Source organism: Micromonospora sp. NPDC048999 (assembly GCF_040649295.1).
Taxonomy (GTDB): domain Bacteria; phylum Actinomycetota; class Actinomycetes; order Mycobacteriales; family Micromonosporaceae; genus Micromonospora.
Map to the genome: position 1 here is coordinate 13,035 of NZ_JBEZFI010000033.1, position 24,147 is coordinate 37,181.

Annotated in this window: 13 protein-coding genes and 1 pseudogene; 8 read left to right on the forward strand and 6 right to left on the reverse strand. The window is 68.2% G+C overall.

What is annotated here, in order from left to right; translation table 11 throughout:
* Nucleotides 1-6: 6 nt before the first annotated feature.
* From AB0C02_RS25565 to AB0C02_RS25575, 3 genes are read right to left on the reverse strand one after another with little or no spacing between them, the layout of a single operon-like run.
* Nucleotides 7-1,218: a restriction endonuclease subunit S gene (locus AB0C02_RS25565; RefSeq protein ID WP_357551466.1), complete on the reverse strand. Its 1,212-nt coding sequence runs from the start codon at nucleotides 1,216-1,218 to the stop codon at nucleotides 7-9.
* A complete protein-coding gene (locus AB0C02_RS25570) occupies nucleotides 1,211-2,827 on the reverse strand; it encodes a class I SAM-dependent DNA methyltransferase (protein WP_357551468.1) in 1,617 nt (538 codons plus the stop codon). The genes AB0C02_RS25565 and AB0C02_RS25570 overlap by 8 nt, the downstream gene beginning before the upstream one ends.
* A gap of 20 nt (nucleotides 2,828-2,847) precedes the next feature.
* Nucleotides 2,848-4,884 carry an SAM-dependent DNA methyltransferase gene (locus AB0C02_RS25575; protein WP_357551470.1) on the reverse strand — a complete coding sequence of 679 codons (2,037 nt, stop codon included), beginning with the start codon at nucleotides 4,882-4,884 and terminating at the stop codon, nucleotides 2,848-2,850.
* Between the two features lie 149 nt (nucleotides 4,885-5,033).
* Between AB0C02_RS25575 and AB0C02_RS25580 the strand changes: the two genes are divergently transcribed.
* From AB0C02_RS25580 to AB0C02_RS25605, 6 genes are all read left to right on the forward strand, one after another.
* A complete protein-coding gene (locus AB0C02_RS25580; protein ID WP_357551473.1) occupies nucleotides 5,034-7,442 on the forward strand; it encodes an AAA family ATPase in 2,409 nt (802 codons plus the stop codon).
* Nucleotides 7,439-7,813 carry a hypothetical protein gene (locus tag AB0C02_RS25585; protein ID WP_357551475.1) on the forward strand — a complete coding sequence of 125 codons (375 nt, stop codon included), beginning with the start codon at nucleotides 7,439-7,441 and terminating at the stop codon, nucleotides 7,811-7,813. Before AB0C02_RS25580 ends, AB0C02_RS25585 begins: the two co-directional genes overlap by 4 nt.
* Nucleotides 7,807-8,307 (forward strand): hypothetical protein, encoded by a 501-nt coding sequence (locus AB0C02_RS25590; protein ID WP_357551477.1) that lies wholly within the window; start codon nucleotides 7,807-7,809, stop codon nucleotides 8,305-8,307. Before AB0C02_RS25585 ends, AB0C02_RS25590 begins: the two co-directional genes overlap by 7 nt.
* Nucleotides 8,308-8,645: 338 nt before the next feature.
* Nucleotides 8,646-12,704, forward strand: a complete 4,059-nt coding sequence (locus AB0C02_RS25595; RefSeq protein ID WP_357551478.1) for an AAA domain-containing protein — start codon at nucleotides 8,646-8,648, stop codon at nucleotides 12,702-12,704.
* On the forward strand, nucleotides 12,704-13,540 hold the full coding sequence (locus AB0C02_RS25600) for a hypothetical protein (RefSeq protein WP_357551479.1): 837 nt from the start codon (nucleotides 12,704-12,706) through the stop codon (nucleotides 13,538-13,540). The genes AB0C02_RS25595 and AB0C02_RS25600 overlap by 1 nt, the downstream gene beginning before the upstream one ends.
* Nucleotides 13,541-13,740: 200 nt before the next feature.
* A complete protein-coding gene (locus AB0C02_RS25605; protein ID WP_357551480.1) occupies nucleotides 13,741-15,585 on the forward strand; it encodes a hypothetical protein in 1,845 nt (614 codons plus the stop codon).
* Between the two features lie 38 nt (nucleotides 15,586-15,623).
* On the opposite strand, the gene AB0C02_RS25610 is transcribed toward AB0C02_RS25605, so the two are convergent.
* The 3 genes and pseudogenes from AB0C02_RS25610 to AB0C02_RS25620 all read right to left on the reverse strand — a co-directional run bounded on the left by AB0C02_RS25610 (nucleotide 15,624) and on the right by AB0C02_RS25620 (nucleotide 20,970).
* Nucleotides 15,624-20,228, reverse strand: a complete 4,605-nt coding sequence (locus AB0C02_RS25610; RefSeq protein WP_357551481.1) for a response regulator — start codon at nucleotides 20,226-20,228, stop codon at nucleotides 15,624-15,626.
* Nucleotides 20,229-20,414: 186 nt separating this feature from the next.
* Nucleotides 20,415-20,705 carry a hypothetical protein gene (locus AB0C02_RS25615; protein WP_357551482.1) on the reverse strand — a complete coding sequence of 97 codons (291 nt, stop codon included), beginning with the start codon at nucleotides 20,703-20,705 and terminating at the stop codon, nucleotides 20,415-20,417.
* Nucleotides 20,706-20,778: 73 nt separating this feature from the next.
* Nucleotides 20,779-20,970 (reverse strand): annotated as a pseudogene (locus AB0C02_RS25620) (hypothetical protein).
* Nucleotides 20,971-21,454: 484 nt separating this feature from the next.
* Between AB0C02_RS25620 and AB0C02_RS25625 the strand changes: the two are divergent.
* Both AB0C02_RS25625 and AB0C02_RS25630 read left to right on the forward strand, forming a co-directional pair.
* Nucleotides 21,455-21,940 (forward strand): chromosome partitioning protein, encoded by a 486-nt coding sequence (locus tag AB0C02_RS25625; RefSeq protein WP_357551483.1) that lies wholly within the window; start codon nucleotides 21,455-21,457, stop codon nucleotides 21,938-21,940.
* Between the two features lie 71 nt (nucleotides 21,941-22,011).
* Nucleotides 22,012-24,147: tetratricopeptide repeat protein (locus AB0C02_RS25630; RefSeq protein WP_357551484.1), on the forward strand; the 2,136-nt coding region annotated here is incomplete at its 3' end.

Consider the following 24,147-nt stretch of genomic DNA (forward strand, 5'->3'; position numbering starts at 1 on the left):
CTCTACCTAGACCGCATTTTCGACGACCTTTTCGGCGTCCTTGACCCGCAACCGTCCCGACATCAATTCCGGCAACAATGTGTCCCGCAACTCGATAAGCGTAGAGTTTTCTGCCGAAGCCGCTGCAGCCTTCTGATGTAATGGGATGGCTTTCTCAGCGAAGGTGCTGATAACGTCAGGTGCTGGCAATCGGACGCCCATGACTTTGAAGTTCTTCCTGCTCAGCTCCAGGAAAGTGGATCCGTTCGCCAAGCTGCGCATCTCATCAACGCGGTCTCTCATCTCGTGGAACAACCACATTGTGAGTTCTTTGTCCGGTGTGCTCACCACGATGAAGCCCTGATTCACAGCAGCAGGCACCTGTGGGATCGCGAACGCTCCGATGGTGGCCCGCGACGTCATGAAGATAGAACCCGCCGGATACAGCGCTGAGGCGCAATTATCCAGGCCCGCGTCGGCAATCTTGCGGCTGGTGTCGAAAAGGTAGGGCGCTTTGAGGGACGTCACATCTGACGGCGTTGTCCACGCAATGCTACCGTCCCAGTACTCCGGCACCTTAGTGCTGGGTGTCCCACCTCCGCTCACTTGTGCAACAGATCCGAATGTTTCCGGCCCCGGAGTGAGGCCCTCAACAGTGACTATGAAGTGCGCGTCGGCAAGCGCCAACGCGCACGCGGCGATGCGATCGTTGACCGCAATCTTGTCATCGAGCGCCCCGAGAACACCGACTACGGCATCCTGCCGATCAAGAGACGGGATGCCAATCTGCATTCGCTGGAGATCCCCGAGGCTGAGAAAATCGGCCATGTCGGTCTGGCCCTTGAGCGCATTAGCCTGGATCCAAAACTCGGCACTCTTGAACCAGTAGTAGAGAAACCGCGACCTCAGTGGACCGCTAGCAGACGGGCGGAAGAAGCAAAGCTGGGGGCTGTAGGCGAAGGTCGGTCCATCGGGCGGCATCAGAGCCACTCGCCCTACGGTGCCCTTCGTTGTGAGAACAATATCGCCAGGCCTTGAAACCTTCGATCCTTCACCCTGCACATCTTTGTTCGGCGTGTGATTCTGAAGTGTGTATTCGACCCTGCCATCCAAGACATCCGCGACACGCAGGATGGGAAGGTCGTGCCCGTTCATATTTACGGTCCGTGGCCGTCCCGCGCCGATCTCGATCAGGTGCTCGCTGATTAGTTCAAAGAAGGTGGTTGTGCGGTCAGGCATCGAGGCGCTCCAGTTGTTGACGGATGACGTCCTCGATGCGAGTGGACTCCTCAAAGTGGGTGTACAACTCCTTGGTGAGGCGTTCGATGCGGTCGGCGAGTGGTTCGGCGTTCGGGTCTTCGTCAGCTTCGGCAGCGCCGACGTAGCGGCCGGGGGTCAGCACGTGGTCGTGGGTGGCTACCTCGTCGAGCTTGGCGGAGTAGCAGAAGCCGGGCACATCCTCGTAGGTCTGGCCCTTGGTTTTGGCGGACTTGGTGCCGCGCCAGGCGTGGTAGGTGTCGGCGATCTTATCGATGTCCTCGTCGGTGAGGATGCGTTCGGTGCGGTCGACCATGGTGCCGAGGGCGCGGGCATCGATGAAGAGGATTTCGCCGCGCCGGTCGGCCAGCGCCTTGGCGCCCTGCGGGGTCTTGTCCTTCGTCAGGAACCAGAGGCAGGCGGGGATAGCGGTGGTGCGGAACAGGTTCGGCGGGAGGGCGACCATGCAGGCCACCAGGTCCGCCTCGACCATTGCGCGGCGGATTTCGCCTTCGCCGGACTGCTTGGAGGACATCGATCCGTTGGCGAGGACGACGCCCGCGCTGCCGCGGTCGCCTAGCTTGGAGAGAATGTGTTGGAGCCAGGCGTAGTTGGCGTTGCTCTGCGGCGGCGCACCGTAGCGCCAGCGCGGGTCGGTCTCGCGGCGCGCCCAGTCGCTCATGTTGAACGGCGGGTTGGCCATGATGAAGTCGGCCCGCCGGTCCGGGTGCTTGTCGTCGGAGAACGTGTCAGCCCAGCGGTCGCCGATGCCGACCGGGTCCATGCCGTGGATGGCGAGGTTCATCTTCGCCAGTCGCCAGGTGCGCTCGTTGGCTTCCTGGCCGTAGGTGGCGATGTCGTGGGTGTGGTCTCGCCCGGCGCGGGCCTCGACGAACTTCTTCGACTGCACGAACATGCCGCCGGATCCGCAGCACGGGTCGTAGACCCGGCCCTCGTAGGGCTCCAGCACCTCGACGAGAACCCGCACCACGCTCGACGGGGTGTAGAACTCGCCAGCCCGCTTGCCCTCGGCACGGGCGAACCTCTCCAGGAAGTACTCGTACGTCTCACCGAGGACGTCCTGCGCCTTCCGGTCGCCATGGCCGGTGAAGCGGGCGTCGCTGATCAGGTCGACGAGTTCCTTCAACCGCTTCTGGTCGACGTTGTCCCGGTTGAAGATCTTCGGGAGGACGCCGGTCAGCGCCGGGTTCTCTCGCATGATCGCGTCCATGGCTTCGTCGAGCAGCGCGCCGACGCCACCGGGCGCGTTCTCCACCAGGTAGTCCCAGCGGGCGGTCTCGGGAACCCAGAAGACGTTGGCGCTGGTGTACTCGTCGTGGTCGTCGAGGAAGGCGGCGCGGCGGTTCTCCGGGATGTCGGAGAGGCTGGCCTCGATCTGGGCGCGGCGTTCGGTGAACGCGTCCGAGACGTACTTGAGGAAGACCAGGCCGAGGACGAACTCCTTGTATTGTGCGGCGTCCATGGAGCCGCGCAGCTTGTCGGCGGCCTTCCACAGGATGTCCTGGATCTGCTTGGTGCTGGACACGCCGAACAGCTCGGCCTGTCCGGTGGCACGTTTACGTGGGGGCACTGTGCGTTCCGTTCTCTCGTTCAGGAGTTCGTACCGTACAAAGTCGTGAGGGTGCCGTCGGCGAAGCCGGTCACGATGAGTTCGCGCAACCTCGCCAAGAGGTCGGCTTGGTGCTGCAGCAGACGCTCGCGCTCCTCCAAGCGGCGCAGCACCTCGTCCAGGCGGGCCGCCTCGTCACGTGCCAGGTCGGGGATCGTGACGTCCTGCGGCCGTGGGCCGCGTACCGCACCAGGGCTGCGTGCGGTGTTGCGGGCGATCCCCAGGAGGGCCCGCAGCACCCGAGGGGTGAGGGGGTCGCCGGGGGAAATGTGCAGGCCGCAGGCCGGAAACTCGATCACCGAGAAGCCGTCGTCGTCGAGGAAGACGCCGAACTGGGGGACGGTGGTGACCACGAGGTCGCCCGGTTCGGTGAGGGCGACGTGCGGGTACTCCGCGGCAAGCACGAGCCGGTCCATCCAGCGCTTGGTTGGCTGCGCGAGAACCTCGGCAGCGCCGATGACGCGGTGGTGACCACGCGGCCCGACATGTTCGGATGAGAGGCGGTGCCCAGTAAGTGTGCGAACCCGGCGAGCCCCTCGCAGCGACCCGAGAGAAACCTCCTTCGGCCTGACTCCGTCGCGCTGCGCCGCCCCGGTGTTCAGGGGACCGTGCTCCTCCGCGTACCGGATGGCCTCCTGCTCCGCGTCGATGAGACGGCGCTCAACCTCGCCGACGAGCGCGGGGCGGTCGGCGGCCAGCCGGGCACGCAGGGTGACCGATGCCGGACCGGGCGACCGGAGCGCGGCCCCCCGGCGCAGATCGAGGCTTTCCAGTGGGACGATTCGACCAGTCCGTGGATCGTGGCCGTCGCTGCGGTGTCCCTCGGCGCGCCAGAGGAGGATGTCTTCGGCTGCGGACTCGATAGTGGGTTGGTCAAGCGCGGTACCCCTGAGGTCAGCAAGCAGGAGGCGGCCCTTGGTGGTGGGGATCGGGTCCCGGGTCAGCAGCCACAGCGCGGCGGGGTGGCCCGGTCTGGCCGGATAGACACCGCCCGGCAGCTGCACGACGGCCTCGACGATGCCGCTTCCCAACAGCGCTGCTCGGCGCAGCGCTGCGGATCCGTCCCGCAGCTCGTCGACGAGGCTGCTGGCGGGACCGACGACGATGGCCGTGCGGCCCGGACCGAGCAGATCGGCGATCGCCTCGACCCGGTCGAGGTCGACGAGGGCGTCTCGGCTCTCAGCAGGCCGGTAGGGAAGCCGGGTGACGATGAGGTCCGGATCGGCGAACTCCTCGTTCAGCTCGTCGGCGCGCACGTCGAAATGGAACTCGGGCAGCTCGGCGAGGAGCAGCTGCCGGCGCACCAGGCGGGCGAGCTCCTCGTCGGCGACGAACGCGTTGACTCGCAGGTTGTCGCGCTCCTGGTCGCTGATCAGCGCGGTCAGCAGGTCGCCCGTGCCCGCGTTAGCGTCGGCGATCGTGACTGTGGGGTGGGCGCGCAGCCGGGCCGGCACATCGGCGACCCGACGGATCAGGGCGACCGTCTCCGGGGTGAGCGCGTCCGCCGCCAGCTCGGGCCAGCCGAGGCGGTTGGCGGAGCTGAGCAGGAACTGGCAGCTGTGCCAGGGGTCATAGGCCCCCTCGATCAGTTGCTCGACCAGTTGGGCCAGCCCGGCCGGCTCAGGCGCGTCGGCCAGCTCGTGCAGCAGAAACTCGTCCTCGGGATCGAGGCGGCGGGCCAGCGGCAAAGGATCGGCGGGCAGCGCCCGGCCAGTGAGGTGGCGGAGGCAGAGCGCGGCGTCGAGAACGATGATCGCGCGTCGGCCGCCGTGCCGCCGGGCGTACGCCGCCAGCGTGTGCAAGGACCGCTCGGCGCGCAGAGTGTCCGGGTTGGCGTGGCCGAGCCCGGTCCGGAGCAGCCAAGCCACGACCGCGTCTGCGGGAAAGAGGGGCTGGCCGTGGTTACCCGACACGGGCGCAGGGAAGTCGGGGTGCCGCCGGCGCCAGGTCGTGACCGCAGGCTTGCTGACTCGCGCGAGCAGTGCGATCTCCCGCTGCGACATCAACTCCGCCTCCATGGCTCACCTCCCCGCTTCGGCCGTCACGGTACGAGTCCTGGAGCCTCCAAGACGAACGTGGATCTGTTATCCCGGGATAACAGGGTGTAGGGAAGTGTAAGCGACGAATTTGCGATTCCCTCGATGCGCCAACGACATCAGGGGGTCTGATGAACGACACGCTCACGCTCTACCAGGAACTCACCGACCGCCTTCAGCGGTCCCAGGTGCCACGCGCGATCAGCGACCTGGTTCTCGCCGCCTTCCACGGTGAGCAGGTTCTCGATGCCGTGCTGCGGGGTGAGGCTCTCCCGCCGTCGCCCGAGCCGGGCGAGGCGGGCGCTTCCACGCCACAGGCATTCCTGGAGGAGCTCCGGGTCGCCGGTTTCCGCGGGATCGGCCAGCAGGTCACGGTCGGGCGGCTGCCCAAGACTGGGCTGACCGTGTTCGTGGGCCGCAACGGCTCCGGGAAATCCAGCATCGCCGAGGCTATCGAGTACACGCTGACCGAGGACTCCCCGCGCTGGGCGCAGCGCCCGCCGGTCTTCCGCGAGGGCTGGCGAAACCTGCACCACGACGGCGCATCGGAAATCCGCCTCAGCCTCCGGCTCGACACCGGCCAGCAGTTGACGACCCGCCGCGCCTGGCCGGCCGGCGCCACCGATCTGACCTCCGCGACGGTCACCACGACCACCGGCGGCGCCGCGATGCCGCCCGGTCAGGTGCCGCAGTGGGTCGGTCAGGCCGCGAGGTACCGGCCGTTCCTGTCCGCCCGCGACCTCGAACGGGTCATCACCGCGAAGCCGGCCGAACTGTACGACGCGATCGCGCCGATCCTCGGCCTGGGCCCGCTACGCGACAGCGACGCCCGGCTGCAGCAGCGGCGCAAGGCCTACGACGACCGGGCCAAGGCGCACAAGGCGGTCTTCACCGAGCTGCGCGAACAGCTCGGCCCGATCGACGACGACCGCGCCCGCGATGCCCTGAGCGCCCTCGGCGCGCAGGCCGGCCGGGCGAACCTGACCAGGCTGACCGACCTCGCCTGCAGCGACACCGCCGTGTCCGAGGAGCCCGCAGCGGCAGCCGCGCGGCGGCTCGCCGAGCAGGTTCTGCCCGACCTCGGCCGGGCACTGGTTGCCCTGAACGAGTCCGAGGCGGCGGTGCGGCATGCGACCGTCTCGGACAGTGGTGCCGCCGACCGGAGCGCCCAGCTGCTGCGGGCCGCGCTCGGTGTGCACCACGACCGTGGGGACGGCCCCTGCCCTGTGTGCCGCGCCGGCACCCTCGACCAGGATTGGCGTACGCAGGCAGAGGAGGAGCTCGCCCGGCTGTCCGCAGCCGCCACGGCGGCACGCGCAGCCCAGCAGGCACACGCCGACGCCCGCCGCGCGGTCGACGGCCTGATCGGCGACGTACGCCGGCTCCTGGAACCAGCCGCCACCGCGCTGGCACCCCACATTCCCACGCAGAGCACGGCGATGCGCGATGCCCTCGCCGTGCTCGGCCACGACCCGGTCGCCTGGGACGGTGTCGTTGCGGCGCACGCTGCCCTCACGGCGGCGGCAGCCGATTGGCTCGCCCAGCGTCACGACGCCTGGCGCGAGCCCGGTGCCGCGATCCGTCGGTGGGTCGATGCCGCGACCCCGATTCGTGCCGAAGCGCCGGCCCTCGCCCTGCTCACCAAGGCCCGTACGGCGCTCGACAACGCTAACAAGGCGATGCGCGCCGAGCGGCTGAGCGGCTTCGCCGCGCAGTCAGACCGGATCTGGCAGAAGCTGCGGCAGGAGAGCAACGTCGAGATGCACCGCCTACGAATCGAAGGAGCGAACAACACCCGGCGGGTCCTGTTCCCCGTGGCTGCCGACGGCGTCGAGACCAACGCCCTCGCGGTGATGAGCCAGGGCGAGCTGCACGCCCTCGGCCTAGCAGTCTTCCTGCCCCGCGCCTGCGCCGAAACCAGCCCGTACCGGTTCGTGATCATCGACGACCCGGTGCAGAGCATGGACCCCACCAAGATCGACGGGCTCGCCGAGGTGTTGCGTGACATTGCCTTGACCCGGCAGGTCATCGTGTTCACCCACGACGACCGGCTGCCGGAAGCGATCCGGCGCCTCGACATCGAGGCCGACGTCCGGGAGGTCACTCGCCGCGAAGGCTCGATCGTGGAGGTCCGTAAGGTGTGCGACCCGGCGGACCGCTATCTCGACGACGCACGTGCCCTGGTTGCCGCGGAGATCTCGGACGAGGTGAAGTACCTGATGGTCGCCGGGTTCTGCCGGTCCGCGATCGAGTCGGTGAGCATGGATCGCTACCGGGCCTCCGAGCATCGGCGCGGCACGCCCTACCAGCAGATCCAGGAAGGGCTCAGCCGGGTGCACACCGTCAAGGATCGACTCAGCCTCGGGCTCTTCGGCCGCCTCGTACCCCGCCCGGAGCTCTTCGCTCGTCTCGACCGCGACTACGGCGTGCAAGCCACCCGGACGGTTAGAGCGGTGGCGGAGGCGGTCCACGGACACCGGAGCATGCCTGTCCGGGCGATGGTCGCCAACACCGCAACGTTCGTGGGGCGGTTGCGATGACGGCGTCTCTGTATCTCGCCACCGCCGACCTGATGCTCACCAGCATCATCCGGGGCGCCCGCGGAGCCTGGCCCAGAGCGTGCGCCTGGCTGCTACGCCACGAACTGGAAGCGGCATTGGACCGCTACTGGGCCCGGGTCTGCCCGGAGATCGGACAGACCCGGGTGCAGCGGCCGAAGCTGCTGCTGCTCGCCCACTACGCCGGCCCTCAGCTCGGGCGCCGGGCCGGCTACCTGTGGTGGGCACTTTCCCGCGCCGGTCATCACCACCACTACGAACTCGGCGTCACCGCAGCCGAGCTGACCCGACTCCGCACCGAACTCCTCGACATCGTCGCGCTCCTCGACCACTCGGAGGCCCCCACATGCTGAAGCGTGATCACGCCCTGCTGATCCTCGGCGTTGAGGCGCTGGCCATCGTCGGCGTCGTCTACTACCTCATCACGCTCGACTTCATCAGCCTTGCCTGGTCGGCGTCGATCGCGATCGCCATCCCGGCCTGGCTGCTCTCCGTGAAGGCGCCGACGACGTGCGGCGTGACCACCCAGAACGGCGGACGGTGCGGGCGAAAGGTCAACGGGGTGATCTTCGGCTGCGGTCGGTCGAACCACACTTGGGCCAAGTTCTTCGCCCGCTTCGGTTGGCGCCGTCAGCCGGATCCGAGCATTCCGCGGAATCGGTCCATCGAGGGTGCAGAGGTCACCGAGGTGGTGACGGTGAAGATCGCCGAGGACTGGAAGAGCACTGTGGCGTTCTGGCTCGCCCTCACCGCGACGACATGCGCCCTGGTCAGTGCCACCATCGATGCCACCAACTTCTTTCGCGGTCAGGAATTGCCGAAGTCGCCGGCCGCCGTCTCCCGCTGAGGGAGTGCCCACCTCCATCGATGCTTTGACGGCCCTGTTTCCGCGAGGATCGCCTGATACGGCCTCCCCTCGCCATGCACCACCTGTGCGAGTCGGTCTTCATCTGCGCCAAGCCGCACCCCCGGCACTGCAACATCCCGGCCTGCTCGATGAGCCGACACGGCACGGCAGTACTCCAGGCGAGGTGGAGATTACTGAGTGGGGTCGTTCCGATGACGGCGGTGTCGGAAATCCGATGCATAGATCAACGCGTTTTGCGCCCTATCCTGGAGGGCTTTGCCTCGGGCCGACGGCCCGGCGGATCAGCACTGGCGTACGTCGACTGACATGGAGACGAGATGCTGTTGACCCAACCGGATGTGATCAACCTCGTCCAGCAGGCCGCCGGCCGGTGGGCTGACCAACTGATCGACTTCGGCCCACGCAACACGCTGCTCTATTTCAAGGAGCGACAGACCACCACACTGGATCTCGCCGAGGCTGCTGCGGACGGGATCACCGACTTGCTCCGGGGGAAGAAGGTTCGCCTGCGGACGCTGTTTCCGGACCAGGACCGCCACAGCAGGGCCTGCAACACCGCCCGCAGCCTGCGCCGCAAACTGGTCGAGTTGGAGGAGGAGCAAGGCATCCAGGCCGGATGGGTCGCCCGCGGCCTGCTCTGCATGGTCGGTACGTACACCCGCGGGTCCGTGCCGATGCAACCGCTGCGCGCACCGCTGATTCTGCAGCAGCTTGCTCTGGACAGCCGGACGGCGACCGAAAACGACTTCACCCTGGAGCTCTCCGACTCACCCGAGATCAACCCCGTGCTCCTGTACGCGCTGGAACGACAGTACGGCGTGGAGGCGGACATCAGCGCCCTTGGCGAAAAGCTGGGTGCCATGCTGACCGAGATCGCCGACCCCGGCCAGCAGCTCAGGACCGCCTACGACCTGATCGCCGAAGCGGTCGCACCCAGCGGCCTTTCCCTCCAACTGGAGCATGCGATGATCGGCGGCGTCTTCAGCTTCGACAAGCTGCCCATGGTCAAGGACCTGCGCACCTCCGCCGAGCTACTGGCGTCACACCCGGTAATCAGTGCCATGGCCGGCGACCGGAGCGCACAGCAACAATTGCGTACCGAGACGGCGCAGGGACCCAGCTCCAGCGCCGACCGGATCGACCCGGCGAAGGAGTTCCTCGTTCACGACGCGGACTCGTCCCAGCAGGCCGCCATCGATGCGGTGTTGTCCGGCCGGCATGTGGTCATCGACGGCCCGCCCGGCACGGGGAAGAGCCAGACGATCGCGAACATCATCGCGTACATGGCTGCGACGGGCCGCAGCGTGCTGTTCGTCTCCGAAAAGCGGGCGGCAATCGAAGCGGTAATGAACCGCCTCGGCGACGTCGGACTCGACAACCTCGTGTTCGACCTGCACGACCGCAAGATCAACAAGCGGCAGGTCTCCCAGCGTATCGCCGCGGTCCTCGCTCAGGCTGGCACCGAGCCGCCGGTGGACACGAGCGACCTGCATCGACGCCTGCACAGCCGGCGGGCCGCGGCACAGCGCCACCCGGCCGAGATGCACGAGGTGCGGCAGCCTTGGGGCACGAGCGCGTTCCGGGTGATCGAGCAGTTGCTCGCCCTGCCCTCCTACGACGTCAGCGGGTACAACCTGCGTGCATCGGAGTTGCGGAACCTGGACCGGTCGGCGGTCGAGGCCGCGCGGGAGGACTTGCGGACGTTCGTGGATCGTGGCGGCCTGAGGATCTGGCGCGGGGAGTCGCCGTGGGCGAAGGCTGAGATCCGCACCACGGACGACGTTGGCAAGGTGCTGATCCATCTCGACGGGCTGGCGGCCGGTACCCTGCAGGGCGCGCAGCGGCAGATCCGGGAGTTGGTCGACCGGGCCGGGCTGGACGTACCCGATGATCTCGCCGCCTGGACGGACCTGTTCGACCTCCTCAGCGAGGTTGAGCGCACCATTGCCAGCTACGGCGAGCAGGCCTTCGGCCCGGACCTAGACGACTTCGTCTACGCTACAGCGCCCGGGCGTTCCCGGCCACGACGGCCCGAAGCTCTCGGCCTCTTCCGCCGGTTCCAGCTACGCCGTGAGCTGCGGCGAACCTGTCCGGCCGCACCCCGCAAGCGATCCGAGATGTATCAGGGCTTGGTCGCTGCGGTGGACCAGCACGAACGGTGGCGAAAGCTCAGCCGCCAAGACGGCGTACCCACCGCTCTGGCAGGTGCTGACCTCTGCATGTCGTCCTTCGTCCAGGTGCGTAACCATCTCGCGGCGGTGGCTGCGTGTGCGCGCATCGACGGCCTTGACCGGGGACCGGCGACGACCGCGGCCAGCACCCTCGCCGAGTTGAATGCCGACCGTCACACGCTGTTCCTGATGCCCGACCTGAACAAGCAGCAGCAGCTCTTCCGCTCGCTGGGACTGAGCCACATGCTCGACGACCTGGCGGCACGACGCGTCTCGAGCGACGAGGCAGCTGACACCTTGCTGCGCGCCTGGCTTGAGGTGGTCCTCGACGAGATGCGCATGCGTTTCCCGTACCTCGGTCAGTTCGTGGGACAGCAGCATGCCGCGGTGGTCGAGGACTTCCGTGCCGCCGACACCCGGCACATCGAGATGGCGGCCCGACACGTGCGCCGCAACGTGGCAGTGAACCTGCGTAGAACCCGGGACGCCTATCCCGACCAGAACAGCCTCGTCCGGCGGGAGGCGGCCAAGAAGAGCCGACATCTGCCCCTACGTAAGCTGCTCAGCAACGCACGAGAGGTACTCCTCGCCGCGTTTCCATGCTGGGCCATGTCGCCCCTCGTGGTCAGCCGCATCCTGCCGGCTGAGCGGCTGTTCGACGTGGTCATCTTCGATGAGGCGAGCCAGATCGAGCCGCACGACGCGGTCGCGTCGATCATGCGTGGTACTCAACTCGTCGTGGCCGGCGACCCCAAGCAGCTTCCGCCCACGCCGTTCTTCCGGCGGCTCGTTCAGCAGACCACCAACGGCGAGGACGACGACATCGACGACGAGAGCCTCGAAGACTACGAGTCCGTTCTTGATGTCCTCAGCGGTCTCATCTCCGATCGGCACCGCCTGATCTGGCACTACCGAAGCCGGGATGAGCGTCTCGTCGCGTTTTCGAACATCGAGATTTACGACCGATCCCTCGTAACGTTTCCCGGCGTGCAGGTGGGCAGCCCGCTACGCCTGGAGACGGTCGACGGCCGCGTCGCCCCCGGCCAGAGCGGCTCATCGCCGGAGGAAGTCAACCGGGCGGTCGACCTCATCCTCGAGCACGCCGAGCGGCAACCCCACGAGAGCCTCGGCGTCATCACCATGGGCCAGAAGCACGCCCTGCGGATTGAAGCGGCGCTGCGCAGCCGGCGCCGCGAGCACGAGCCCCTCGACGACTTCTTCTCCCAGGACCGGCCCGCGAGTCAGCGGTTCTTCATCAAGAGCCTGGAGAACGTCCAAGGCGACGAGCGAGACGCCATCATCCTCAGCATCGGCTACGCCAAAACCCGCGACGGTCGCCTGACAATGCGGTTCGGACCGCTCAATCAGGAGGGCGGTGAGCGGCGCCTAAACGTCGCGGTCACCCGAGCGCGGAGTCGGATGACAGTGGTCAGTGCCTTCTCGCACCACGACATGGACCCGAACCAGACCGCAGCGACGAGGAACCGCGGCCCCGAACTGCTCCGCCGCTACCTCGAGTTCGTGGCGCTCGGCGGCGACCTTGGGGCACGGCAGCACACCGGGGTCGAGCTCAACGGCCTCGAACGCAGCGTGCTGACGGCCATCCAGCAGCAGGGCATCAACGCGGTGCCGCAGTGGGGGGTGTCCGGCTACCGAATCGATCTGGCACTCGCTCACCCGGACCAGCCCGGCCGGATGGTGCTCGCCGTCGAAACCGACGGCCACTCATACCACCAGGCGCACAGCGCACGAGACCGGGACCGGCTACGCCAGCAGCACCTGGAGCGGCTCGGGTGGGAGTTCCACCGGATCTGGTCGACCGACTGGTACGTGGACCCGGCGGGCCAAACGGCCCGACTCGTCGCCCGTTGGAAGCAGGCGGTCGACCGCGCCGACCACGCTCCGAAGGCTCGACCCACGTCAACGGCACCGCGGCACGTCAGTCAACCACCGTCGCCGACGGCGTCCCGCCGTGGCCCGCGTCCCCAGGTACCGATCGGCCTGCGGATCACTGAGTACACCCGGGAACAACTGGTGCAGATCTGCACGTGGCTGTTGAGCGACCAGCTCCAGCGCGATCGGGACGATCGCCTGCAGGAGGCCATGACTGAGCTTGGGTTCCGCAAGCGGGGGTCCATCATCATCCAGCGTCTGACCGAAGCACTCGACATCGCGCAGCAGCGCGCCGACCGGGAGGTGTCCTGATGGTCGCCCTTGACCTGCTCACCTTGGAACGGGTTGCTCGTTTGATCTGTGACGTAGACGGGCCGTACGAGCGGACCGGGTCGCAGGTCGAGCGATTCCTGCACCGCGTTCGGTGGCCCGGCGATCCGCAGTACGACGGTTCTCCGCGGATCCCCTGGCTTACGGAAGTCCTGAGCTCCCACGCCGGCGACGCCGCCGCACTCGACCGGCTGCTCTGCCGCATCTGTGACCCGCTGGAGTACGACGGCGGTGTCGAGGCCGCAGAGCCGATCGCGCAGGAGCTGAACCGCATCCTGGCTCCTGAGCAGCTCACCGTTACGTACGTCGGCGGGCGCCCCGTGCTCGGTCAGGTCAGCCAGGCCGGCGAGATTCCCCTGTATGGTCCACCGCCGGACCTTCACGAGCGAGTGCGACGGCTTACCGCGGACAGCAAGGCAGTCGAGATCCTCATGGCGCGCGCCGACGAGGCGTCGATCTGCCAGGCCAACGGTGCGTACGCGCTGGCCATCATCGGCATCGGCAGCTTCGTGGAAGGGTTACTGCACGTCGTGGTGACTGATCGCGACGAGACCGTTCGAAGGAGCGGACTGGTCGGCCGGGGTGGCCGGCGGGTCCCGGCCGAACGCGCTGGCCTTCATCTCCTACTCGAGTACGCGCATCGGCAGAAGTGGGTCCAGACCGACGCCAAGGACTTCATGGAGAAGGTCCGGGACTATCGAAATTTCGTTCACCCTCGACATCAGATTGAGTACGGGCTCGTACCCGACCTGGACACTGTCCGGATGTGTTGGGCCCCTGTGCACGCCCTCCTCAATGACCTGGAATCCGCGCCCTGATCACGGATCCATCCCCTCTGACCAGCAGCAAGCGGTTTGACCCACTCCTCGCCCAGATGGTGGCCACGGCCCGCTCGCTACTTCCACATTTAGCTGCGGGAGCGGCGTGGGAGTGGCGGGCGGAGGCAGTCGCCGCATCGAGCGAGTACGACAACGCGTTCGGCTAAGCCTTTCGCCTGAAACCCCACAGGACGGCACAGATGCTCGGATTCAGGTCGATCTTCACGACCCGGGACAAACGAAACTACCTGCTACCGCTGGTGCGGGAACAACTGGACCGGTGGATCGCGGACCCCAAGGGCTGGGATACGTCTGCGCTTCGCGAGAACCGGTGGACGACCATCGGCGACAGCGTCCGGGCCCTGCTGCTGCAGCACGAAGGGCAGGACGGATCGGCGTCGACTCGCGTGCGGATTGTCGAGACGAAGCCGGACGGTCGGTGGATCGTCCAGCTGACCGCACATGTGCCCAACGCGAAGGAGCGTGCGGCATGGGCCTGGGTCGACATCGAGTCTCCTGACTCCGACAGCGAGGAATCGCGCGGCCGCCCCCGTCGAGCCGGCACCCCCCGCTTTGTCGCGCCGATTCTCGATGTCATCGATGCCTGGGATGGTGCCGCTCGTTTGACGACGCGGCCGATGATCATCCGCGGTGACGAGGTTGATGAGGTGTACCAAGCGTTGCTCGACACGGAACGGCGGGGCGTTGTCTTCGTCGCTGGCAGCGACGATGAGTTGCCGATGGGCCCGTGGGTGGATCTGATCGCAAAGTTGACCCGGTTCACCAAGGGGATGGCCTCGTGTTACGTGCTCGACGGTGAGGCCACGCGGCTGCTGAACGACCGGGTCGGCCATACCCACGCTGTCTTGCCTGGTCGGCTACGTTCCTATCGCTCCCAAGTCCAGCCAGACTCGGCCGTCGACGGCCTGCGGCACAGAGTGCTGGGCACCGAACGAATCCTCGATGACGGCGAGCATGACCGACTCGCTCGGATCCTTGCCTCCAACGCCCAACTTCAGGCACTCGAACAGCCCTTGCAGGCGTCGGTGGCGCGGGTACACCGGATGCTGGAGCGCATCGCCGACGACATGTTAGTGAATCGGCTCAGCGATGCCGGTCTCAAACCGGCATCGCTGGTTCCGTCGCAATCCCGAGCGACGGCCCTCGAGACCCGGAGGAGTGAACCTCGCCAGGACAACATCGGTGCGCAGCAGAGCATGCTGCTCGATTACCTGAAGGTGAAGACAGGCCTCGACGATCTAACCGTTGACGGGATCGACGAGATCGCGCACTGGATCGAGGCCGGCAGAGCATCCCAGGAGGCTCAGGAGGATATCGCGTCCCGACTGGCACAACTTCAGACCGAACTCGATGAGACGCAGACGGCATACCGAGACGTCATCCGGCAGTTGGAGGACGAGCAACTCGAAAACCGGGAAGCAGTTGATCTTCTCACTCGGTCGGAGGAGACCGTACGGACGCTACGTCACCGGCTGGCCTCAACGGGCCAGGCAGATGTGGCCTGGACGACTCAGCCATCGGAAGAGGACGTCTCCCGACCGGACAGCTTCGGCGAGTTGCTCCGATGGCTGCCGAAGCTCGTGCACGTCGAGTTCACCGGCGACCCTGACCATGCCGCGGACCTCGACAGCAAAGACACCCTCGGCTCCTGGGCCTCTAAGGCATGGGACGCGTTGCTGGTGCTTCAGGACTATGCGACTGCCAAAGCAGATGGACGCTGGGACCGCGACGTGCACGGCTTCCTTGAGCACACCCCGGACGGCTGCCACGAGTGGCCAACCCGACGCCACGCCCGCGACGAGAGTGAGGAAGTGCGCACTAACCCGGCCTTCTGGAGGAGGCGCGTTTTGCCCGTGTCAGCCACCGTCGATCCGACTGGCAAGATTTTCATGGGAGCCCACTTCAAGATCGCTCAGTTCGCGATGATCAGTCCTCGGATGCACTACTACGACGACACGGCGCAGAACGGCCGCATCTATGTCGGTTACATCGGCCGGCACCTGCCGACCGGGCAGACCAACTGACGGCAGTGGCGGCGGCCCGGTTTCGGTCAGGGGTAGCACTATCGGGCGACCGACCGCCGGATCAGCTCATCGGCGTCCTCGTCAGCTGCCGCCGCCCACTTCTCGCCGTCACCGAACGGCTGGTAGGCCAGCTTTGACGGCCGGCCCCGTTGCCCCTGGGTGACACCGTCGACGACGGAGATCTGCCACTCGCCCCGGGCTTTACCGGGCTGGGCCGTCATCCACGGGCCGATCGGGATCCACGAGTCGGTGCCGGGCCGGTACAGGCCGACTGAGTTTTCCACGAGCGAAGTGCTGCTGATCAATTCGGCACTGGGTAGCACCGGACCGGTGCCGGTCACCCGGAATGCGGAAACCGCGTACCGTTTTCCATCGAATCGAAGGGAGTGGGCGATCATCACGGTGCGGTCCCCGATGTGACGCAGAGCTGTGGCGAACTGCTCCAGCAGCGGGTCGACCTCGTCCAGCATGCGGGTCACCTCGTCGTTGGGGCGCTCCGAGCTGTGACTGACCACGTTGCGGCCGGTCTTCACGACGGCGAGCGCGTCCAAGTCGAGACTACGGATGACCTGCCCCGCATACGATTCCTGCGCCAGCCGCGAGCCGAGTGCCTTCAGCAGTTCAACCCGCTTGCCCAGCATCATCTGGGGCGCGAGCGCCGGCCGGGGCAACCGCGCGTCCGGGTGGCCGTCCAGGAGCTCGCCGAGCCCGACCGCGCCGATGAACCGGAGAGCGTCCTCCAACGCCGCATGGCCGGCCCGCATCCGCAGGTTGGCCACCGTCTCCGACTCGTAACGCTGCAAGCCAAGCGCCACTGGCAGTGGCAGATGCTGGAGATCATGGCGGCTTTGCCGGCCTAGATTGGCCAGAACTTCCTCGACAACCGTGACGAGTTCCTCGGCCGCATCCGCCTTGGTCACGTACTTGAAGGCGCCCGCGTTAAGAGCCATTCTCGCCTGCTCGAAGGTTCCCTCGCCGGAGAGCACCACCACCGGCACCCGGTGGCCCTCCTCCCGCATCCGCCTCAGCAGCCACAACCCGCCCCAGGGCTCGGGTGGCATCTGTAGGTCGGTGACCACGACGTCGTAGTGCCCGGTGCCGAGCCTGGTCAGAGCGCTCTCTCCATCGTGAACGGTCTCGACCCGGGCGGCGATCGGCTCGAGGTGCCCGGCCATCGTCCGGGCGACGTTCTCCTGGTCATCCACGAGCAACACCCTGACCGTGCGGCGGGGACGCGCCGCCGCCTGTGGCATCGCAGCCGGTCCCCGGTGGGGCGCGTTGGAATCCGTCACCTCCTCGCATGGCAGGTCGATGATCCAGCGTTGGCCGTCGGCGGCGGGTTCGTCGGCGATTGTGGCGCCCAGTCGGCGAAGGTCCATGCGGACCAGCCACAACCCCATGCCCGAGCCGTGCTCCTTGGTGCTCGTCACCGTCTCGTCCCGCCAGAACGTCTCGCGGATCTCGTCCGGCAGCCCCGGGCCGTCGTCGTGCACGACGAGGAACACATGGCCCGGCTCGGTGTACCAGTCGACGATGATCCGGCCGCCATCCGGCATCGCCTCGACGGCGTTATTGACGAGATTGTCCAGAACCCCCCGCAGCAGCGACGGCGAGAGGCCGACCTCACAGTGGCCGGACTCGGCGGGTGGTGTCAAGCGGATGTTCGCCCTGTCCCTGATCTCCAGGATCTTGGCCGCGCAGTACTCATCGAGCCAGCGGCCGAACTCGACCGTCTCTTCGTCGGCATCCGCCAGCGCTCGGTTGGTGCGGTCGAGGTGATCGGCCAGGTGGACGGCGGCCTCGTGGTGCCGAGCGACATCGGCGAGCCGGCGGAAGCGGGTCACCCTGTCACTGGCCAGCGCAGCCTTCTGCGCGACGTCCTCCATGCCGATCAACTCGTTTTTGAGCCGGTGCAGGACGTTCGCCAAGATCTCGACACCGTCCTGGTCTTGGTGGCCGTGAGCCGCTAGCCTGCCGGCCGCCGTAAAGGACCGGTCGGCAGGGTCGGGGGCGTAGGTGGCAGTTAGCGTCTGCGTGTCCGGTCCGGCGAAGACCCCGAGGCCCGGTGCCATCTCGGCGAGCAGGTCGATCAGAGTGCGGACGCGGTCGACCGCGTCGGGGGCCATGGTGGCGCATTCGACTCGGACCCCGTCGGAGAGCCGCCGGCACCGGACCGTTCCGGCGGACGTGCCGGGGAATTCCCGGAGCAGTTCACCGATAGCGGCGGCGTCGACTGCGGAGAGGAGTGACACCGAATCGGTGCCCCAGACCGGCCAGGAGTTGGCGAGTTCGTCCACCGTCTTCCGCTCCCGGGCGGCGCCGGCCCGTAGCGCGCCGGCCACCGCCAGGAGGAGGTCCCACTGGGGTGCCTTCCGAACCACGACGTCGCCTTCCGGGTCGAGATTTCGCACCCAGGCCGCCAGTTCACGCAACGACTGCTCCAGCTTCGGCCGCGGCCGTGCCTGTACGGCGTTGCCGTAGGCGGTCATCAGATGTTCGAAGACCTCGTCGTCCAGCGGGCCGGTCAGCGAGTCAGCCTCCTTCGCCCAGACGAGAAACTCGTCGAGGTTGCCGTCCGAGGCGGCCAGCAGACCCAGCCCCAGAACCCCATCCTCTATGCAGCGTCGGAGATCACGGCCGCGCAGTACCGGTAGGCGCCGGGCCAGGCACAGCAGGAGCCGCATGCTCTCCGCCCGCTCTGCGGCGGTCTGGCCGGCAGCCGGGAAGTCCGGTCCTAGGGTGAAGAGCTGATACAACCGCTTGGCGGCCAGCCGAGTGGCCTCTTTCTTCCCCGGCGTCGGAGGGCCGGTCCGAACGAGTTCGAGCTCGTCGATACGGACGGTTAGGGTCGCGGTGAACCGGGAATCGTGCGCCGGGCCGGTGGAGGTGCAGGTGGAGGAGGTATCGCCGCCGAAGGTGACACAAAGGCGCTGCAACCGGCTGAGCTCGTCGAGCCCTTGAGCAAGGGTCTCTCGGAGTATCCAACCGCGCAGTGTCTCCGGTAGCCCGGCTTCGCCGAAGCGCCAGGCGACCGAGACGATCGCCTGAAAGACCTCAGCCTTTATGCGGGGCTTGCACTCGGCCTCACCCCGACCGCGGAGCACGGCCGATTCCGGCACAAGCCGGTCGAACATGTCGACGTAGCAGCGCTCCGGCAATGAATGGATCGCGCCGTCCTCGGGTTCGGGCTTTAGCGTGCGGCGCAGCAGGTCGCGGGTGAACTCCGCGGCCGACACCGCCCTAATGACGTAGGACCCGTGGTTGGCCAGTAGTTCGTAGTCGTTCTGCCGAGCTTGGCGGACCAATGACTGATTCTCGTAAGCCCATGACTTGTGAGTGAGTGTTTGCTGCAGGTAGGCCCGGCGTTCCGGAGTGATCCGGAGCGTGGTGGCCAGTTCGGCGACCGTGCGGTTCCGCGGGCCCTGCCCCGGTGGGTAGTGACGGGGCTCCTCGGTGAGCCGCGAGATCGAGTGGCCGCCGACGCGCGCGATGATCTCACCGTAGAGCCCCGCGTTGCGCAGGTAGTCTTGGACCGCCAGATCCTTTGCACCGCTTCGTTTCGTGAACTCACCGCGCCCCTGCCGTCCCCGGACGTCGACGATCTCCACAATGAACGTCCGGTGATGATCCGGGCCCTCCTGATGGTCCTCGACCGTGAGCTGCTGAACCGGCACGGAGCGGGTCAGCTCACCCCACCAGTTGACGCCGTCCATGAGCACCTGCTGGAGTGCCTGCTCGTACACGTCCGCCACCAGCTGTTTGACGGTGGCGTAGCCGCCGAGGAGCACCACCACACCGAGGACCTGGTGCATGACGTCCTCGGCCAGACGCGACGTGCTCCGCCGATTCGGCTCCTCGCCCTTGCCCAGGTTCATCGACTCAGCGACGGTCAGGTTGCCGGCGACCCGCCGGGCGACCCGTGCGGGCATGTGGGCGATGACCTGGTTCTGCCTGCTGACCTTGTTCGGACGAGTGCGCTCCACGACCAGGTCGGCTACCGCGAGCGCCAAATGGGTGGCGCCCACCTTGCCCAGTGCCGCCAGCGCAGCGACCGAGATCGGCGGCCGGCCGAACTCGTATAGGAAAGTGGAGTGACAGGCCGCGAGCCGCAACCAGCGCTCCCGCAGCGGGTCGTCGTCGACCCGCCAGCCTCGCTCGCCGAGTTCGGCGACAAGCGAGTCACTGAGCGGCACATCGTCCGCCGCCAGGGCCGGGTCGGGAAGGGAGGCAGGGGCGGGTCGGGACATACCGGCGGGGTCCTCCAGGTATCGCAAAGGTGAGGCAACTCTAACCGGCGGGCTTGCCACAAGGGACGGTCGAAAGTGTGGGTTTCCGGCCCGTCGTGCCCGCCAGCGAGCCAGTCCGCCGCGAACCAGCGCACCCGCTCGACATCGACGCTGCCCATGACCCGGCCACGTCGTGACGTCGTCCCGGTCGAGTTCACCGAGACGAACACGGGCCTCGGTCACGAAGGCAGCGCCGTCGTTGAGCACGCCAGCCAGGATCCGCCCGGTGGCGCGGAGGCTGACCTGGGCAACGGACAGCAGTGAGCGGAACAAGTCGCGGCGGCTGCCGAGGTCGTCGGCAGCGATTCCGCTCGTCTGGCGGTCATACACCAGGTCGCGCCAGGCCGCCACCGCCACCGCCGGCTTCGTGAGCCGGTCAGCAGCTTCTCTACCTATCTCAACGCCCGCAAGCCGAATCCTCAGGCGTCACGGCGGGCACAGCCCAAATCCGCGCCCGGATCGTAGGCGTCCCGCCCGGACTGCTTGCAGCAGGCCGAGCGACGCTGGTGCATCTGTCAGTCGGGCTGGTACCCATAATCGACATTACGAGGACGCCGGGCCTGGCTGCCTCGGGCGCTGCTCTCGCTGCTGCGCCGCCGGGGGCGCCGCGGGGTCCTGTTCGCGCCATTGGCCCGCGGTTTCGGCGCGCAGAAGGCGATCAACCATGTGCAGGGCCTCCTGCTTCGTGTCGAACTCCCACCGCAGCACCTTCCCGGTCTCGCTGTCGCCGGCGCGGGCGATCAGCTTCCAGCGTGTCTGGCGCACGAGCCACACGTCGCGGCGGGCCAGGCGCCCCCAGGTCCCGTTCCACCACCTCCGGACCACCTCTTCCACGCGTCTATCGTACGCATGTTCGAATGCCTGGTCGGGCGGGGTGCCGAACAAACCAGCGCCGGAGCCAGGCGGGTCACTCGCAGCGGTCCTCGACCCTCGGCTGCACGGCTCGCAGCAGTCGGGGCGATGCCGGTAGACCGTAGATCGCGGCCGCGGCGGTGGCCGTACTCGGGTGTGATCTCGTACAGGCAGGCCCGCCAGACAACGGTCTCCCCGCCGCCGGGCACCACCTGCCCGGTCGCCCGCCTCGCAGCAGCACGTCCACCCTCCGACCGTACGTGCGCGACGAGCACCGGGACGTGGTGTACCAGAGTCTGCTGGCCGAGCGAGCGGCGCTGCGGGCGTTGACCGGTCGTCGGTGGCCTGCGCAGCTGCTTTCCTGCAAATGGCCGTGGCCGGAAGCCGGGCGGTGACCTCGCCGACCGGCTCAGGCACGCCGCCGACCTCGCCGCTGGCCAGCATGCAGGCCATGTTGCAGTTCCTCGCCCGGGTTGCGGCCACATCAGACCATGTGGGCGACGACCGAGGTGCGAGGGTCGGAGGCCCGCGGATGGTCGTCAGCGAGCATGTGACGGATACCCGGCCAAGGCGTCAGCCGCCGAGGCCCCGGCTACGGGGCCGGCAAGCGGGCGGGTGAGCCAGGCCCAGGCGACGACGATCCGTGACCCTCGCGGGGGTTCTCGGCGATCGCTGGGTGTCGGGGTTCTGTCACGGTCGATGGATTGTGGGTCGGGCGTGATAGGCCGGTAGTGGATCTGGCGGGCCGTGTGGATGGGGTGGTTGTGATGATCGGGTTTGAGCTTGTGGTGGGGTGGCTGGCCGCGTACGCGTGGGGCAAGGCCCGGCGGGTGGCCGGCGGTGCTGATGCCGAGGTCGACCGGGTCTTCGATGCGGGGATGGCCCGGCTACACGATCTGGTCAGCGCGCGGCTGGGTCCCGATCCTGCCCTGGCCAAGCTGGAGGCAGAGGCCGGACAGGCCGCAGCCACGACGGCCGCAGAGGTCGTCGTGAGCGACCGGACCCGCCAGCGGGTCGAGCTCGCGATCGCCGACGTCGCCGACACCGACCCCAGCTTCGCCACCGCGCTGGACACCTTGGTCGCGCAGCTGCGCCAGGCACAGGCTCCCACGGCGGGCTCGATCAGCGTGAGCCATTCGGGCCCGGCCACTGCCACCGGGGGTGGGGTGGCCATCAGCGGCGCCGTCGGCGGTGACGTGACGGCTGGCGGGCGGTGACCGCCGACAGCCGGGCCCGTCCGTCGGCGGCTTTGTCGCACACCGGCCGGGCTTCCGCGGATCGGGGTGGGGTGGCCGTCACCGGGGTGGTGTACGGCGACATCGTGGTCGGGCAGGCCCGCTACCGCGTCGAGGACTTCCCGGTGACCGCCGCCGGCAGGCCGGCGGCGCTGGTGCCAAGCCGACTGCTCAACGCCGCCTACCATGTCGTGCCGTTCACCGGCCGCGGCGATGAACTCGACGACCTCACCAACTGCTGGCGCGACATCCCGGACGGGTGGGCGGTGCGGCTGCTGCACGGGCCGGGCGGGCAGGGCAAGACCCGCCTAGCCGGCGAGTTGGCCCGCCGGTCGTTGGAGGCCGGGTGGCGGGTCGTCGCCGCCCACCACGTCAGCGCCGGCATCCCCTCCCCCGACCCGGCCCGCTCGGGCGCGGCGCCGGGCGGGCGGGGGCTGCTCGTCGTTATCGACTACGCCGAACGGTGGCCACCCAGCCACCTGCTCGCGGTGCTGTCCGACCCGCTGCTGCGCCCGGCCGGGCTGCCAGTCAGGGTGCTGCTGCTGGCCCGCCCGGCCGGCTACTGGTGGGACGGTATATGCCACGACCTCGACAACGCGCACGCCACCACCGACACCCGCCGCCTAGGACCCCTCGCGGACACTCCGACCGAACGGGCGGCCGTGTTCGTCGCCGCCCGGGCCGCGTTCGCTGAAGCCCTCGCCGTGCCCGGCACCGACACCCTGCCCCTGCCAGACCTGCACGGGAACGCCTATCGGCAGGTCCTGTCCGTGCACATGGCCGCCCTCGCCGCCGTCGACGCCCACCACACCGGCGGCACCGCACCGACCGACCCGCACCACCTGTCGGCGTACCTGCTCAACCGGGAAGCCAAGCATTGGCAGGCCCTGCAGGACGGAGGCCGTGTCCAGACCGGACCGCGAACGCTGGCCCGCGCCGCCTACGTCGCCACCCTCGCCCGCGCTCAGCCCTACGACACGGCAGTCGCCGCGCTGGCCCGCGTCGGCATCGGCGAGCCCGTGCAGGTCATCGACGACCACGCCGTGGCCTACCCGCCTACCGACCCGGACACCGTGCTGGCGCCCCTGTACCCCGACCGGCTCGGCGAGGATTTCCTCGCCCTGACCACCCCCGGCCACCGCGTCGGCGACCACCCACCCGACGCCTGGGCCACTGACAAACCCCAGCGGCTGCTCGCCCCCACCGACGGCACCGACCCGCCGTACGCGCCGGCCGCGGTCACCGTCCTCGTCGAGACCGCCCGCCGCTGGCCCCACCTCGCCGACCGGGTGCTCTACCCGCTGCTGCGCGACCACCCCCAGCTTGCCGTCGCCGCCGGCGCCGCCACCCTCACCCGCCTGGCCGACCTGCCCGACGTCGACATCGCCGTGCTGGAGGCCATCGAGTCGCTGCTACCCAACGGCCCCCACGTCGACCTCGACACCGCCACCGCCGCCATCGCCACCCGCCTCACCGGCCACCGCCTCGCCCACACCACCGACCCCGCCCAGCAGGCCCGCCTGTACACCACGCTCGGCTACCGCCTCGCCAACGCCGGACGCCGGGAGGAAGCCCTTGCCGCCACGGTCAAGGCCGTCGACGTGCGCCGCCGCTTGGCCGCGACCAACCCAGCCGCCTTCGAACCCGGCCTCGCCACGGCGCTGAACAACCTCGGCATCATGCTGTCGTACCTGGGACGGCGGGAGGATGCCCTGACCGCCACGGTCGAGGCCGTCGGAATCCGTCTCCGGTTGGCCGCGACCAACCCAGCCGCCGAACCCGACCTCGCCACGGCGCTGAACAGCCTCGGGATGATGCTGTCGGACCTGGGGCGGCGGGAGGATGCCCTGACCGCCACAGCCTACGCCGTCGACATCTACCGCCGGTTGGCCGCGACCAACCCAGCCGCCTTCGAACCCGGCCTCGCCACGGCGCTGAACAACCTCGGCGCCAGGCTGTCGAACCTCGGGCGGCGGGAGGAGGCCCTGACCGCCACAGCCGACGCCGTCGACATCCGTCGCCGGTTGGCCGCGACCAACCCAGCCGCCTTCGAACCCGACCTCGCCACGGCGCTGAACAACCTCGGCATCATGCTGTCGAACCTCGGGCGGCGGGAGGAGGCCCTGACCGCCACAGCCGACGCCGTCGACATCCGTCGCCGGTTGGCCGCGACCAACCCAGCCGCCTTC

Coding starts and splice junctions, on each gene's coding strand:
- AB0C02_RS25585 (WP_357551475.1), top strand. CDS start 7,439: ATGACGGCGTCTCTGTATCTCGCCACCGCCGACCTGATGCTCACCAGC.
- AB0C02_RS25605 (WP_357551480.1), top strand. CDS start 13,741: ATGCTCGGATTCAGGTCGATCTTCACGACCCGGGACAAACGAAACTAC.
- AB0C02_RS25580 (WP_357551473.1), top strand. CDS start 5,034: ATGAACGACACGCTCACGCTCTACCAGGAACTCACCGACCGCCTTCAG.
- AB0C02_RS25595 (WP_357551478.1), top strand. CDS start 8,646: ATGCTGTTGACCCAACCGGATGTGATCAACCTCGTCCAGCAGGCCGCC.
- AB0C02_RS25575 (WP_357551470.1), bottom strand. CDS start 4,884: ATGGAGGCGGAGTTGATGTCGCAGCGGGAGATCGCACTGCTCGCGCGA.
- AB0C02_RS25565 (WP_357551466.1), bottom strand. CDS start 1,218: ATGCCTGACCGCACAACCACCTTCTTTGAACTAATCAGCGAGCACCTG.
- AB0C02_RS25600 (WP_357551479.1), top strand. CDS start 12,704: ATGGTCGCCCTTGACCTGCTCACCTTGGAACGGGTTGCTCGTTTGATC.
- AB0C02_RS25590 (WP_357551477.1), top strand. CDS start 7,807: ATGCTGAAGCGTGATCACGCCCTGCTGATCCTCGGCGTTGAGGCGCTG.